Genomic DNA, 15927 nt, shown 5'->3' on the forward strand with positions numbered 1-15927 from the left:
CGCCCTTCCGTTATACCGACGCGGTGGCGGCTTCGGTGAGCGAGCCGATCAGAGCGGTGTCGTGGGTGACGGCCCGGAAGCGCGGGTGATCGAGCACATCGTGCAGGAACTCCGCGGTGGTTGCCACGCCCGCGCCGCGAATACTGGTCTCCGCGAGGGCGCGGCGCATGCGGGCGATCGCGGCGGGGCGGTCCGGGGCCCAGACCACGATCTTGGCCAGCAGCGAATCGTAGTGCGGCGGAATGGCATAACCGGTGTGGATGTGGGTGTCGACGCGCACGAACTGCCCGCCGGGCAGCACACATTCGGTGAGTGTTCCCGGCGCCGGGGCGAATTCGCGTTCCGGATCCTCGGCATTGATCCGGCATTCGATGGACACGCCCTGCGGTCGTGCGTTCAGCTCACTCGACAGCGGCAGACCCGAGGCGATCCGCAATTGCTCGGCCACCAGATCGATGCCGGTGACCATCTCGGTGACCGGATGCTCCACCTGCAGACGGCAATTCACCTCCATGAAGTAGAACCGCCCGTCGGCATCGAGCAGGAATTCCACCGTGCCCGCACCCACGTACCCGGCCGCGGCCGCCCCGCGCACCGCGGCCGCGCCGATCTGCTCGACGAGCTCCGGGGACAGTCCGGGCGCGGGCGCCTCCTCCACCAGCTTCTGGTGCCGTCGCTGCAGTGAGCAGTCCCGCAGGCCCAGATGCACCACATTGCCATGGGTATCGGCCAGAATCTGCACCTCGACGTGCCGGGCCGGCTCCAGATACCGTTCGACGTACAGTCGCCCGTCACCGAAGATCGCGGTGGCGTTGGCGCGCGTCTGCTGCCACGCCGCGGCGAAATCGCCGGGCTCGCGCACCACCCGCATACCGCGCCCGCCGCCGCCCGCGACGGCCTTCATGATCACCGGATAGCCGATGTCGGCGGCCAGCTCTCGCGCCTCGTCCACGCTCTCGATGGGATCGCGACTGCCGGGCAGCAGCGGCAGACCCGCATCCGACATCAGGGCCCGCGCGGTCGACTTATCACCGAGCCGGGCCATGACCTCGGCCGGAGCGCCGACAAAAATGAAGCCCTCGGCCTCGCACACCTCCGCGAAATCCGGGTTCTCCGAAAGGAATCCGTATCCGGGATGGATCGCATCCGCGCCGGTGGCCCGGGCCGCCTCGATAATCGCCGGAATGTAGAGGTAGCTCCGCTTGGCCGGACCCGGGCCGATCTGCACCGACTCGTCGGCCATGCGCACCGCCAGGGAATCGCGATCCGCCGCCGAATGCACGGCGACAGTGGCGATTCCGAGCTCCGCGCAGGTGCGCAGCACCCGGACGGCGATCTCGCCGCGATTGGCCACCAGGACCTTGCGAATGGGCCGCGTCACCGCAGCGCCTCGAACTCGATGAGCGGCTGGCCGTGCTCGATGGCCGCGCCGTCCTCGACCAGGAACTCCGCCACCACACCCTCGCGGGAGGCGGTGATCGGAATCATCAGCTTCATGGCCTCGACAATCGCGACCTGCTGACCGGCGCGCACCGGATCGCCCTCGGTGATGAAGGGTGCGGCGCCCGGCTCGGGCGAGCGATAGAACACGCCGACGGTCTCCGCGGTCAATGCGAAAGTCGCCGTCTGCGACTTGATTTCACCGGTGGAGCCATTGCCGTGCGACGAGCCGTTCTCGGCGGCGGGAGCTGCGGCCCGGTGCGATTCCCCGGCCGGAGCCGGAACGAGGCCGTTGGCGCCGCCGTCCCAGCTCACGCGCAGCACAACGGGACCGTTGGCCACGGTCACCGAGGACGGAGCGGCGTCGGCCCGGACGGCGAGCGCATGCCGGGTCAGCACCGTGAGGCTGTGATCGGCCTCGGCGGCACTCACACCACGACCGCCGGTCACGGTGTCGGGAAAGGATTCGGTGGTGACGGAGTCGGTCATCAGTTCTCCTGGAGATCGTGTCGGGCCACGCCGAAGGCTCGGAATCTGGCGTGCCGGTGCGCAATGAGATCGGTGGCGGACCAGGCGCGCAGTTCGTGGACGGCCTGGCGCAGGGCCCGGCGCAGCAGTTCGGTGGCGGCTGCGGGATGCTGATCCGCGCCGCCCTCGGGCTCGGGGATCACCGCATCGGCAATGCCCAGCTCCAGCAGTGCCGCCGAATCCACACGCAGCGCACGCGCCGCCCGGGGCGCCTCGGCGCCGTCCTGCCAGAGGATGGACGCGCAGCCCTCGGCGCTGATGACCGAGTACACGGCGTTCTCGCACACCAGCACCCGATCGGCCACGGCGAGCGCCAGCGCTCCCCCGCTGCCGCCCTCACCGGTGATCACCGCGACCACCGGTACAGGTAGTCCGGCAAGCAGTTTCAGATTCTCGGCAATGGCCACCGCCTGGCCCTGCTCCTCGGCGGCAATGCCCGGATACGCACCGGCGGTGTCCACCAGCGTGACCACCGGCAGTCCGAGTTTGGCCGCGAGCCGCAGCACCCGGGCGGCCTTGCGATATCCGGCGGGGATCGGCATACCGTAGTTGCGGTGCAGCAGCTCGGCGGCCGTATGCCCCTTCTGGGTGCCGAGCACCACGACCGGTACGCCGTCGAGGCGAGCGAGTCCGGTCACCATGGCCGGGCAGTCCGCGCTCATGCGGTCACCGTGCAGCTCGACGAACTCCTCGAAGGCGCCGGCCACATGGTCGAGCGTGGTGGGCCGGCCCAGTCGCCGGGCCGCGCGGACCCGCTCCCAGGAATCGACCACCGGCAGCGCCGCCGGATCGGTGATGACCGCATCGGCATCGTTCGAGTACGGCCGGGCCGAGCGCACCGTCATGGCCACCAGCCGGATCAGCCTGTCGCGCAGGGCGGATCGGTGGCAGATCATATCCACAATGCCGTGCTCGAGCAGGAATTCGGCGGTCTGGAAGCCGGGCGGCAGCGTCTGCCCGATGGTCTGGCGAATGACCCGCGGACCCGCGAACCCCAGGCGCGCACCGGGTTCGGCGACGATCACATCGGTGGAGGTGGCGAACGAGGCCGCGACACCGCCGTAGGTGGGGTCGGAGATCACCGAGACGGTGAGCACGCCCGCCTCGTCCAGGCGCTGCAGCGCGCGACTGGTCTTGGCCATCTGCATGAGCGCGAGAATGCCCTCCTGCATGCGCGCCCCGCCGGAGGCGGTCACCAGAATGAGCGGACGGCGTTCCGCCAGTGCGGCTTCGGCGGCCGCGGTGATGGCTTCGCCGACGGCACTGCCCAGACTGCCCCCGAGGAAGCGGAAGTCCATGACCGCCAGCACCACCGGCGTCTCACCGAGAGTGCCGCGCACACAGCGCACCGCATCGGACATCCCGGTCCGGTCGCGCGCCTGTTCCAGGCGCTCCGGGTAGGCCCGGGAATCGGTGAACCCCAGGGGATCGGCGAGAGTCTCGGCATATTCCACCGGCTCCGCGGAGCCCGGATCCAGCAGCAGTTCGATGCGCTGATCAGCGGTCAGCATGCCGTGGTTGTCACACTCGGGGCAGACCCGGTCGGCGCGCTCATAGCGTTTGACGTAGATCATCGCCGCGCACCCCGGGCACAGCATCCAGGATGTGCCCGCCGCCGTTGCGGTTTCGAGAATCGTCATCATTCCTCCGTCGGACGGGGCGCGTACCGGGCGCATTCGGCCGGCAGCCGCACACCGGCGGCACGCAATTGCGCGACCCGGGTGAGGTAGGCCGCGCCCGTCATGAGCTGGTCCGCGATATCGGCCACGGACCGGTGTTCCGGCGCCGCGAGGTAGGTGCCCGCCACCCAGCTGTTGAAGCCGCCCATGGCCGGTCCGCACCAGATCTGGAAGTCGGCGAGGCGATCGGCCTCGCCGCGAATGCTCCAGCCCGAGGACAGGCCCAGGTACCAGCGGAACACCAGCGCCATGCGCGCCTTGGGATCACCCTCGGCGGCGACCAGCTGCGCCGGATCACGTGCGGTGAAGTAGCTGACGCACTCCTGCCAGATATCCGCGAGCGGGCGCCGGAAGAGCTTGTCCTCCAGCTCCTTTCGCACGAGCTCCGGCAGCGCTTCGATGCCGTCGTAGGCCCGGTACAGGTCGTAGAGCCGGTGCGCCCGGGCAGCGAACATGGTGCCGCGCCGCAGCACCTGCACCTGTACGCCGAGTTCGAACATGTCCGAGGACGGCGCCATGGTGCAGTCGGCGAATTGCGCGGTGGCGAGCAGCTTCTTGGTGGCCGCGGACTGATTCGCCTCGCGGGCGGCCTGATTGACCGAACCGGTGACGATATAGGCCGCGCCCAGGGCGAAGGCCGAGGCCGCGGCATCCGGGGTGCCGATGCCGCCCGCCGCGCCGATGCGGACCGCGGCCGCACCGGGAACGGTGACCGCGATCCGGTCTCGGGCCGCGACCAGTTCGGGCAGCAGCACCAGCAGCGGCCTGCGATCGGTGTGGCCGCCCGAATCCGCCTCCGCCGTAATGTCATCGGCCATCGGCACCCGCTCGGCCAGTTCGGCCTGCTCGGCGGTGATCTGACCGCTCTCGACCAGCTGGCGCAGCAATCGCGCCGGGGCGGGGCGCAGGAACAGCTCCGCCACCTCGACCCGGGAAACCTTGGCGATCAGCCGGTTCCGGCATTCGATGCCGCCCTGCCGGTCCGCCACCAACCCGGAGGCCCGGTAGCGCACCACCTCCGCCGTGAGATCCATGAAGGCCGAGGCCTCCAGGCAGCGCACGCCGTATCGCAGGCAGGCGTCCACGATCGCTCGCTCCAGCGCGGGCTCGGACGGACTGTGAATCAGGTTGCAGGCGAATGGCTTATCGCCCAGCCGCCCGGAGATCTCGGCGAGTGCGGCGTCGACCGCCGGCGGGGGCACGCCCGCCGCACCATAACTGGCCAGGTACCCGGCCTCGGCCATGGCGATCACCAGCGCGGGCGAGGCGATGCCATTGGCCATAGCTCCCGCCGCGTAGGCCGCACGCACAGCGTGTGCGGCCCGGAAGGCGCTGTCGCCCAGCCGATGCGCGGGCAGCGGCGGCACCGCCGCGAGCACCTGCCCGCGCGCGCCGGCGGCCCAGTCGTCGGTGGTGGCGGCGACCGCGCCGCTGTCGGTCCGGACGATCCAGCACGGGCGGTCCAGTTCGAGCAGCCGCGCGGTGATATCCGCGGGCGTCTCGGCCAGGGCCGGACTGCGGAAGGTGGTCATGGGCGCGCCTTTCGATCGGCGAGTTCGACTGCCAGATCCACGAGTTCGTAGATGCGCAGTCCGGGCTTCCACAGCGAGCCGTCCACGACGACGGTCACCCCGTGCGGTCCGCGCCGCACCGATTTGATGTGCGCCTCGAGTTCCACGCTGCCGTCGCTGGGCAGGAACTGACCGCGATAGCGCCAGCTGAACGCGAGGTCCTGCGGAATCCGGAACACCGGATCGGCCATGCCCTCGGCGAATCCGGCGTCCAGCATCCACTCCTGGACGGCGTGGATGACCGACTCGACACCGAGCGAGCCCGGAATCACCGGGTCCAGGTAGAAGTGCCGGGTGAAGAACCAGTCGGAGTCGTCGATGGCGCGCAGCGAACGCAGGTAGCCCGCACCGTAATTGCCGCCGCCGTCGACGACCTCGACGCGGTCGATGAGGGCTAACCTGTCGTGCGAGCACGCCATTGCGGCCGGATCCGCCCGCCGAGCAGCCACATCGATGACGCGCGGCTGCACGCCCGGCTGACCGGCCAGCCAGGTCGGCACGAAACGCCCGGCGTCCAAGCCGGTCTGGTTGCCCAGGGCTTCATCGCTGAAGTAGCCGAACATGGTTTCGCCCCGGTAGAACGGCTCACCGTCCACGCTCAGCGTGTAATCGAAGGTCTGCAGCGAGGATCCGGGCAGGATCGTGGTCGAGAGCAATCGCGAGGTCTGCTCGATGGTGGCATTACGCAGATCCACCTGGCGCAGCACCGTCGCGGTGCCGCCCAGATTCCGCAGGCTCAGGGTCACACCGGGCTGGGTGAGCGTGGGCCCGGCGTAATAGCCCATGAGCAGCGCGGCCTGCAGCGAGGTCTCCATGTAGACGAAGTGCGGCATGGAGTCGTTCGCGGTATCGGCGTAGTACCAGGAGTCGGCAGGTGAATCGTATTCGGTGATATACGTGGCGCCGTCGAGATTGCCGCGCGCACCGTCGAACTCGCGTACCCGGTCCACCAGCAGCAGCCCGCCGGTGGGAAGCCGGGTCGCCCGGATGCCGGTGTATTCGGCGAATTCCGGGCCCATGGCAATGCTCTGATCGCCGCGCGCCAGGTGCGCCATATGGAACTCGTTGAGCAGCAGGGCGCCCGCCGCACTGCCGGGGCCGACGTCGGCACCCTGCGGTTCGACGACCGTGACCGTCACGCCGACCGGCGCGATGCCCGGCCCGAACGAGGCTGTCGCCACCAGATGCGGTCGCGGCACCAGGTCGAGGCTCTCGATGACGAGTTCGACCGTGCCGGTGGTACTTCCGGCGGCGGATTCCGAAACACCGCCGGTGAGAGCACTACCCGAAATGCACAGCGGCATCCCGGTGTACAGCGCGAACACCTCTGCCGCCTGGAGCGCGGCCGCACGCGGGTCACTCTCGAATTGCGCGGTGATAAAACCGTTTCCGCCGCCGCCGTACAGATCGATCCGGCTGACCTCGGTCAGCACCAGGGCGGTGGTGGCCGCAAGACGAGCCACCGACTCGACGCCGGCCCGGTGATACCCGGCACCGAACACGGCGCCGAACTCACCATGGACCAGCTGCTCGAGCGCCGCCCGATCCAGCCACACCCGATCGGTGCGGGCCAGCGCCTTGAACGCACCCTCCGGCGCGACAGCGGCCGCAGGGACCACCGCCACCGGCGAAGCGTCCGCCGCAAGAGTATCGCCCGCGCCCTGCCGCAGCAGGGCCTGTCGCCAAATCCCCCGCTGCAGTGCGATCTGCGCGGACAGCGCGGAACGATGCGCGGCAACCACACCCGCCCGAATCTCCGCGATGGGATCGATTCGATGAACTGCGGGCACCGCGGGAACCGCGCCTGCCGACAGAGAAGCGCGGTTCACCGGAGCGACAGCGCCCGTAGGGTCCGCGCCGCTCACTGCGGCCGGATCGGACGCAGGCGCAACACCCGCGACCGAGGACGACTGCTGGGGCGAATCGGTACCTACCGGTGAGATCGGAGCCGCTGCCGAGGCGGTGCCCGACACTGGAGCGGGATTCGCATCAGGTGAACTCGCCGCCGTAGCAACGGAATCCGCTGTTTGCCGGGCCTGCGGTGCGCCCAGGGGGTCGAAGGGAATGCCGTCGAATTCGAGCACTGTCATGCCTGCCACCCCTTCACGGAGATTCGGAACTTATCCGTCAGATCGGGTGTCGTGAGTACGGTGACATCCGAGAACCGTTGCAGCACTGTGCCGTCGAGCGACAGCGCCGTCGCGTCGATGACCGCTTCCATGCGTGCCGCGCGGGGGTTGTCCACTACCACCAGGAAGGGATCACCTGCGGGCAGCGGAGCGAAGTAGTCGATCTTCCCGACGCCCAGCGGCAGGCATGCCGTGCCGAGCAGGCGATGCCCCAGCACCGGGGGTACCTGCAGGATCAGGTCGGCGAGCACCGGATTGTGCAGACGGCCCGCGTACGCGCCGTTCGCCACCGGGTCCGCAGGCAGTGCGCATTCCAGCACAAGAGCCTCGTCGCTCTCCGCGCGCAGCGACCGCAGCCCCTGCAGAGCGGGACCGTGGAATTGGATCGCCTCGCGGTAGATCCGTTCGGCACTGACGCCGGGGCCTGCCGGAACCTGTTCACGCGGAGCGGAATCCGGCGCCTCGGCGAGCAATAGTGTTGCCCGGAAACGGGCGGCGTCATCACCGAAGACGGTCGCGCGGACCGCCGTCCGGCCGTCCACCGGCTCGATCGGAGTCAGCTCGATATCCAGCGTCGCCACCGGATGGTCGAAGACCACCCCGCGCAGCACCTGGAAGTCCCGCGCACCCACCACGATTCGACCGGGCCGGGTGCGCTCGGCGAGGTGGATCATGGCGCCCAGTCCGAAGGTGGCGGGCAGCACGATGTGCTCCCCGACGCGGTGTGCCGCGATCACGGGCTCGTCGGTGAGCCCGAGAATGCCGCGGCGGGCCCGCAGCGGTGCGGTCACCGCCTCACCTGTCGACAGCGCGGTCGCCGCGCCGACCAGCAGCACCGGCTCTTCCCGGCGCGATGTCGTGAACTGCGCCGTGAAGGCGGCCGCCCCGGCGGCCGGAGCCAGCAGCGGGATGCCCTTGGCGCTGAAGTGCTCGCGCAGTGCGGGAGTCACCATGCCGCCGTCCCATGCGCCCCAGTCCAGGGCGGTGACGTAGCGATCGGGGTTGCGCTGGCCCCAGCTCACCGCGAACCGGCACAGCGCCTCATTGGCCGCCGCGTAGTCGGCCTGTCCGGCATTGCCGAACAATCCGGCCACCGAGGTGAACAGCACCAGGTGGTTCGGCTCACCGGCCGCGGCCAGTACCGCGCCGAGTCCGGCGAGCTTGGGACGCAGCACCCGTTCGATGGAGGCTGCGGTCTTGTCGGGGATGAGCGAATCGGCCAGTACGCCCGCGCCGTGCACCACACCGGTGATGGTGTCGCGCCATGGCGCCAGGACCTCGGTGAGCGCCGCCGCATCGGTGGCGTCGACAGCGAGATACTGTGCCCGATCGCCCAGTTCGGCCAGGGTCGCACGGATTTCGCGCACCGCGCGCACCTCCGCACAGGCCCGGTCGATATCCCGCGGCGTGACACCGGTTCCGGCCAGCGCCCGGACCGCCGCGGGCTTCAACCCGGTATCGGCGGTTCCCTGCGCCCACTCCGGTTCCGGAACCAGGACGGTCCGGCCCAGCAGCAGGAAGCGGCAGTCGGACAGTCGTGCCAGCTCCAGCACGCAGGTCGCGGTGACGCCGCGTGCGCCGCCGGTGACCAGCAGTACATCGGATTCGGTGAGCAGTACCGGGCCGAATTCGGTTCCGGCACGCACGATCTCGGTGACCTGCGCCGGAGCGTGCCGTCCGGGTACCGGGGTGCGGCGCACACCGGTGTTGTCGATGCCGATCTCCGGGGTGTCCCATGCCTCATCGCACAGCTCTTCGAGCACATGTTCGGCGAGCCGCTGCGGCAGGACCGCCGGATCGATGTCCAGCGCCCGGCAGAACAGCGAAGGCTGTTCCGCGGCAAGGCTCTTGACGACACCGCCGAGTCCGCCGAGCAGTGCGGCCACCGGCTCCGCATCACCGCGCAGACCGAGGTGTCCGTCCAGCCGGGTGACGGTCGTGAAACCGGCCCGCCCGGTCGCGCCCCGCAGGCGGGGCAGTGCCTGTCCGGCCACCAGAATGGCCTCGGACAGAATGCGCTGCGCCTGTTCCCATTCGGCGGCCACACCGGCGACCACCACGCAGGCGTCGACCGTTCCGGTCCCGGTCAGCGCGCCGAGCCCTGCGGCCCGGACCACGGTCCAGCTGCGCGCCCGGAGCTCCTCTTCGATTGCCTCGCAATCGGTTTCCGCGGAGTCGTCCAGGCAGACCAGCAGGGCGGTGCATGCCGGACGGTAGGGGTCCACGGCCAGATCCACCGCGGGCAGCTCGACGAGTTCGACTACATGCCGCGGCGTTTCGGCCGCGGCCTCAGCTTTTGGGTGGACATCACCCCCGGCCAGCTCGCCCACGATTTGATCGAGTGTGCGTAGCGTGCCGAGTTTCTCCGGTCCCAGCACCGGCAGGTGCGGGAAGCGTTCCTGCAGTGCGCCGATGACCTGGACCCGCTTGATCGAATCCACACCCAGATCCGCTTCCAGATCCATGGTCGGATCGACCATCTCCACCGGATACCCGGTCTTGTCCGCGACCACCTCGCGCAGTGCCTGCCGCAGGGCATCGCCGGAAGGCGCATCGGCCGAACCGTTCGCGTGGACCGCACCCGCGGCTACACCGTTCGAAGGGGCCACAGTATTCGAAGACACCACAGTGTTCGCGGCGACCTCAGCGTTCGCGGGGGCCACCGTGTTCTCGGGAGCCTCCGCAACCGCAGCCGTCGGCTGGACCTCGGCCCCGGCCAGCTCGGTCACGATCTGGTCCAGGGTGCGCAGCGTGCCGAGCTTCTCCGGCCCCAGGACGGGGAGCTCCGGGAAGCGTTCCTGCAGAGCGCCGATGACCTGCACCCGCTTGATCGAATCCACACCCAGATCCGCTTCCAGATCCATGGTCGGATCGACCATCTCCACCGGATAACCGGTCTTGTCCGCGACCACCTCGCGCAGGGCCTGCCGCAGGGCATCGCCGGAAAGCGCGCTCGGGGCGGGAACCGCCGCCGCCGCGGCAATCACCGCGGACGGTGCGGAAGCAGTCGTGGCGGCCGCCGCCTGCACCGAGGGCGAACCCGTGGCGGGTGCCGATGCGGGCTGGTCGAATACCGCTGCGGGGGAAGCGGACTGCGCCGCGTACGCGGTCGGCGCGGCATGGCCGGCCGTCGCGGCGGGAGCGAGCGCGGCCGCACCGTTCGCGGGCGCCGCAGAGCTGTTCACGGGAGCGGCGGTGCCGTTCACCGGGGCGGCAATGCTGTTCGCGTGCGCGCCATTGCGGCCGAGCGCCGGATCGGTGGCCGCCCGATCGACGTACGAGGGCACCGAACGCGGGCGGGTCACCTCCGCACCGGTCTCCAGTTCGGCCAGCTGCGCCACCACATCACCGGCGCGGGAATGACTTTCACTGATCGCGACGCCGTGGTCCTTCACGGCTTCGATGGCGCGCACGGTCAGCTCGTCGAGCCCGCCGTGGCGCAGGGCGCACGCCAGATCGCGAGCCAGCTCCAGCTGACCGTCCAGGTAGTGGCGGTGGGTGTCCAGATGCTGCACCAGCGCGCTGTCGAGAGCGCCCGGTGCGGGAAGTCGGTACTGCGGGTCGGCTGACACGTGTTTCTCCGGGTTCTCCGAGTGTCCGTTGGACAGGATGGGCACGGGCTGAGGTGCCGGAACGGGTGCGGCCACCAGCGGGGCCGTGGGGACGTGCTGCGGCGCGGAAGCCACCCGGGCTGCCGCGGCGAACTGCGACACGGGTGCTGCCTGGGCTGCCGCCGCGAACTGCGGTACAGGTGCCACCTGGGCTGCCGCGAACTGCGGTGCGGGTGCTGCCTGGGCTGCGGCGAACTGCGGTGCCGAGGCCGCCGGGGCGAGCTGCGGTGCGGGTGCGTCGGTGACGACGCGATAGCCGTCCGCGAGCAGTGCCGCGTGCGCGGCGCGGCGGGTCTCGGGCACGTACTCCGGCGCCGAAAGGGTCACCGCCATAGCAGGTTTGCCGGTGCGCACCGGCGCTCCGGGCGCGGTGTAGCGGTTGATGCCGCGCACCTCGAAGCCGAGCACGGCCAGCCGTACCGCCGCGCGCTTGAGCGCGAGGTCACCATTGCCGATGGGTCCGGGATCGGTGGCGATGGCAATGACCTCACTACCGAAGGTGCGCCGCACCAGCGAGGTCAGCACCTGCTTCGGGCCGAATTCGACGAAGACCGTGCAGCCGTCGGCCCGCATGGCGGTGAGCGCGTCGTAGAACTCGACCGGATTGCTCAGCTGAGCGGTCAGCGTGGCGCGGTTGCCCTCGACATCGTCGCCGTAGGACGCGCCCCGGGTGTCGGCGTATACGGGAGCATCCGGAGCGCCGATCTCGATCGCCGCCACCGCCTCTCCGAAGGCCGTCACCGCATGTGCCACGTACGGCGTGTGGAAAGCGCCGGACACCGGCAGATACCTGGTGACCCAGCCCTTTTCGACACAGCGATCATTCACCGCGGCGATGCCCTCGGCGCCACCACCCACGACCACCTGATCGACGGCATTGTGATTGCAGATCCACACGTCCTCGACACCCGTGATGATCTCCTCGATATCCGCGCGCGTGGCGCCGACCGCGACCATGGTCCCGGCATCCGTGCCCTCGGGCACGGTCATCGCGGCGCCGCGGGCGCGGGCCAGGGCGAAGAAGTCGGTCGTGGCCACGGCGCCGGCGGCCCACAGTGCGGTGAGCTCACCGAAGCTGTGGCCCAGGTACCCGTCCGGCCGGAAGCCGCACTCACGCAGCACGCCGAACTGACCGGCCGCCAGCGCACCGATCGCGGGCTGCGCGAATTCGGTACGGCGCAAAGCGATTTCCTGCTCGGCGCGGGTCTCGTCATCGAACGCCGGGGGCGGGAAGACGACACTGCCCAGCCGCACGGCGGCCTCGGCGAACGCCGCATTGGCAGCGTCGAACGCCGCGCCGACCGGCGGATTGTTCAGTGCCGCATCCAGTCCCATATCGACGTACTGACTGCCCTGACCCGCGAACAGCGCGCCCGCCTTGCGGTCGGGCAGCGCCGCGGCGCGGAAGTACACGCCCTCCGGGTGATCCCAGTGCGCCGCATCGGCATTGCGCACCAGCTCGTCCACCGCGAGCGTGCGCAGGTCCGCCGCGGTGTCGTCATCGAGCGAGACGAACCCGACACGCGCGTGATTCTCCGGAATGTCGCCGCCGTCGGCGCCCTCGGTACTGCGCACCGCGTCGATCAGTCCGGATACGTCCGGGGCATGCCAGATATGCGCCTGCGGGGTGCGGTGCAGGATCTCGAGCTCGTCCCGGCCGGTGGTCGCCTCTTCGAGCACAACGTGGAAGTTGGTGCCGCCGAAGCCCATTGCCGAGGCCGCCGCGCGGCGCACCGGACGGTTCGGGTCCAGAATCCACGGCCGGGTACGGGTGTTCACATAGAAGGGCACCGCGCCCGAGGTGATCGCGGCATTGGGCGCATCGACATTGATGGTGCCCGGCAACACCTTCTGGTGCAGTGCGAGCGCCAGCTTCATGACGCTGGCGGTGCCGGCCGCGCCCTTGGTGTGCCCGATCTGCGATTTCACGCTGCCCAGCGCGGCGAAGCGGGTCTCCGAAGTCGCGTCCGAGAGCAGCCCTTTGAGCGCGGTCAGCTCGGTCTTGTCACCGACGGCGGTGCCGGTGGCATGCGCCTCGATCAGCTCGACATCGGCCGGGGAGCAGTCGGCGTCGGCATAGGCGCGGTCCAGCGCGACCCGCTGACCCTCCGCGCGCGGGGCGTAGATGCTGTTGGCGCGCCCGTCACTGGAGGATCCGATACCGCTGATCACCGCGTAGATGCGGTTCCCGTCGCGGCGCGCATCCTCGAGGCGGCGCAGCGCCAGCATCGAAATGCCTTCGCCCAGCATGGTTCCGTCGGCGTCGGACGCGAACGGGCTGATGCGATCGGTCGGCGAGAGCGCACCGACCTTGCTGAAGCACATGTAGATGAAAATGGTGTTCTCGGTGTCGACCCCGCCGGTGATCATCATATCGGCGCGGCCGTCCCGCAGTTCCGCGATGGCCGTGCGAATGGCCGCCAGCGAGGCGGCGCACGCGGCGTCCACGGTGCAGTTCATACCGCCGAGACCGAGGCGGTTGGCCACCCGCCCGGCGACCACGTTCGCGAGCAGACCCGGGAACGAATTCTCTTCCCACGGTGCGAAAGCCGCGACGAAGCGCTCGGCGATGGCGTCGGCGTCACCCTCGGTGAGACCCACCGAACGCGCCGCCTCCTTGAGCACCGGCGTGGACAGCCGGGCGGCCAGCGGGTGCATGAGCGGTACCGGACCGGTGGTGCCCAGCACCACGCCGGTGCGCGACGGGTCGTACCACTCGGAATCGGTGGCGCCCGCATCGACGAGCAGATCGCGGGCCACGCCGAGGCTCAGCGTCTGCATGGTGCTGGTGACCTCGAGCTGATTGGGCGGCAGCCCGAACTCGAGCGGATCGAATTCGACGTCGGGCAGGAAAGCCCCACGGCGCGAATAGGTCTTGTCGGGTGTCGCCCGGTCCTGGTCGTAGTAGTCGTCCAGGCTCCAGCGCGAGGCAGGCACCTCCTCGGTGCAGTCCACACCGTCGACGATGTTCTGCCAGTACTCGCGATGATTGCGTGCCTTGGGCAGCAGGCCCGACATCCCGACAATGGCGATCGGGTCGTGTGCCAGGCGTCTGTCGTCCGTCACGGAAATTCCTCTCGAACCGTCGTTGCGCCGATCAGGCGGCAACGGTGGTGGCGGTGGTCGACGAAATGAGTTCGGCCGCGGCGACGGCGAACAGGCGATGGCCCAGCGGGCTCGGGTGCAGACCGTCCTCGGTCCACATCTCCGGCCGCTCCCATTCGGGACGGGCGGCCAGATCCAGCAGCAGCGCGCCATGATTCGCGGCGACGCGAGCCAGGACCGTATTGGCGAAGTCGAAGCGTTCACGCAGCAGGCCGCGGAAGTTCTCCGGAACCGGCAGCCGCGCGGGGATATCCGGGTAGTCAGCGGTGACCACCGTTGCCCCACCGGCACACAGGGTGCCGAAGATCGTATTCATATTGGCCTCGAACACCTCCGGGGCGAAGGCGCTGACCAGGTCATTGACCCCGACCACCACGCCGTAGACCTCCGCACGCGCCGCCGCGGGCAGCTGCACGCGCACCACATCGGAGGTGGTGGCCCCGTGCGTGCCGTAATTGCGAATCGCGTTGGGCCGCAGCCCCAGCTGGCCGCCCAGCCGCGACACCCAGCCGCGGTAGCCGCCGGACGCGGCCGGGTCGCCGCGGCCTTCGACGAAGCTGTCGCCGAGGGCCGTCAGGCCTAGGCCGATCACCGCACGGCTCCGGCATCGCTCTTGCTGACGTGCCGGTCCGCGACGGGGAAGTCGACCAGCTCGTACAGATCGGCAAGTTCCTGCTCACCGAAGTACTTATCGGGCGAGTACAGGCCGGCGATCAGGCCGAAGAAGTGCTTGGTGTACTGCGGGTCCAGGCTCGTGGCGCGGAAGACCGAGTCGTAGTACGGCGTCAGCGACAGCTCGGAGATGGCCTGCGTCAACTCGTAGGTGCTGGCGCTCTGCGCATCGCGCTCGCGCTGGTACTCCGGCAGGGTCTCCTCGAAAGGCCGCACGCCGGAAAGGCTTTCGTCGACCAGATCCGAGAGCAGCTGCGAGTACTTGAACGAGTCGGTGATGCCCCAGCCGGTGAAGGGATCCTTGTGGTAGCCGGCATCGCCCACCAGCGCCCAGCCCGGGCCGAAGGACTGGCGGCGGTAGTTGTCCGGGTACAGCATGGGACGGAAGGGCTCCACGCGACGGCCCGTATCCGCAAGGCGCGCACCGATTTCCGGATCGATCTGGGACACGATCTCCTGCACGCCCGCATCCGGATCGGTGCGGAAGTCACGGAAGCGATCCCGCTTGCGCATCACTGCCACCAGGGCCAGGCCGTCATTGGTGGGCCAGGACGCGAACTGCTGCTCACCGAAACCGGTGCGGTGCTGCATGCCCCAGTCCACGCCCTCGTAGTACGAGTAGTAGACGAAGCACGCGGCGGGCGAACCGTCGTAGGTCTGCGCACCGACCGACTTGGCGACCGTGGAATTGGCGCCGTCCGCGCCGATGACCAGCTGCGCGCGGAACTCCTGCTCCGGGCCCTCGCCGACCCGGCCGCGAATACCCGCCACCCGGTCACCGTCGCGCACCAGCTCGGTGACGGTGAATCCCTCGATGACCTCCGCACCGGAATTGCCCGCCGCGTCGACCAGGATCTTGTCCAGGATGGTGCGGCGCGGGCAGTACACGGCGTCGATGCCGTCGTCGGCCGGATCGGCCATACCCGTGATGACGATGTCGGTGTAGGTGAAGTTCAACTGCCGGACCGGCGGGCAGCCGGTGGCGATCACCTCGTCGAGCAGGCCCCAGGACTTCAGGAAGCCCAGCCCGGCCTGGTGGATGTAGTGGGTGGAGGGGGTATCACTCGGGAACGTGGCGCGGTCCACCGCGAGCACCCGATATCCCCTGCGAGCCAACAGCATGGCCAGCGGCGCACCGGCCACGCGAGTACCTACAACGATGACGTCATACATGATGTGATCACTTTCGGTG

General features: G+C 69.6%; 8 protein-coding genes. All 8 read right to left on the reverse strand.

The features are described 5' to 3' along the window. Nucleotides 1-10: 10 nt before the first annotated feature. From accC to OG326_RS27860, 8 genes are read right to left on the reverse strand one after another with little or no spacing between them, the layout of a single operon-like run. Nucleotides 11-1381, reverse strand: a complete 1371-nt coding sequence (accC, locus tag OG326_RS27825) for an acetyl-CoA carboxylase biotin carboxylase subunit (RefSeq protein ID WP_327140081.1) — start codon at nucleotides 1379-1381, stop codon at nucleotides 11-13. After that, nucleotides 1378-1929, reverse strand: a complete 552-nt coding sequence (locus OG326_RS27830; RefSeq protein WP_327140082.1) for an acetyl-CoA carboxylase biotin carboxyl carrier protein — start codon at nucleotides 1927-1929, stop codon at nucleotides 1378-1380. Before OG326_RS27830 ends, accC begins: the two co-directional genes overlap by 4 nt. Further along, nucleotides 1929-3608: an acetyl-CoA carboxylase, carboxyltransferase subunit beta gene (gene accD / locus OG326_RS27835; RefSeq protein WP_327140083.1), complete on the reverse strand. Its 1680-nt coding sequence runs from the start codon at nucleotides 3606-3608 to the stop codon at nucleotides 1929-1931. The genes OG326_RS27830 and accD overlap by 1 nt, the downstream gene beginning before the upstream one ends. Beyond that, entirely contained in the window at nucleotides 3608-5179 is a 1572-nt protein-coding gene (locus OG326_RS27840) for a PfaD family polyunsaturated fatty acid/polyketide biosynthesis protein (RefSeq protein ID WP_327140084.1), read from the reverse strand. Before OG326_RS27840 ends, accD begins: the two co-directional genes overlap by 1 nt. Next, nucleotides 5176-7308 (reverse strand): beta-ketoacyl synthase, encoded by a 2133-nt coding sequence (locus tag OG326_RS27845; RefSeq protein ID WP_327140085.1) that lies wholly within the window; start codon nucleotides 7306-7308, stop codon nucleotides 5176-5178. The genes OG326_RS27840 and OG326_RS27845 overlap by 4 nt, the downstream gene beginning before the upstream one ends. Further along, nucleotides 7305-14024 (reverse strand): polyketide synthase, encoded by a 6720-nt coding sequence (locus OG326_RS27850; RefSeq protein ID WP_327140086.1) that lies wholly within the window; start codon nucleotides 14022-14024, stop codon nucleotides 7305-7307. The genes OG326_RS27845 and OG326_RS27850 overlap by 4 nt, the downstream gene beginning before the upstream one ends. Nucleotides 14025-14055: 31 nt before the next feature. Beyond that, nucleotides 14056-14655: an SGNH/GDSL hydrolase family protein gene (locus tag OG326_RS27855; RefSeq protein WP_327140087.1), complete on the reverse strand. Its 600-nt coding sequence runs from the start codon at nucleotides 14653-14655 to the stop codon at nucleotides 14056-14058. Then, entirely contained in the window at nucleotides 14652-15908 is a 1257-nt protein-coding gene (locus tag OG326_RS27860; RefSeq protein ID WP_327140088.1) for an NAD(P)/FAD-dependent oxidoreductase, read from the reverse strand. The genes OG326_RS27855 and OG326_RS27860 overlap by 4 nt, the downstream gene beginning before the upstream one ends. Between the last annotated feature and the right edge of the window lie 19 nt (nucleotides 15909-15927).

Source organism: Nocardia sp. NBC_01327 (assembly GCF_035958815.1).
Lineage (GTDB): Bacteria > Actinomycetota > Actinomycetes > Mycobacteriales > Mycobacteriaceae > Nocardia.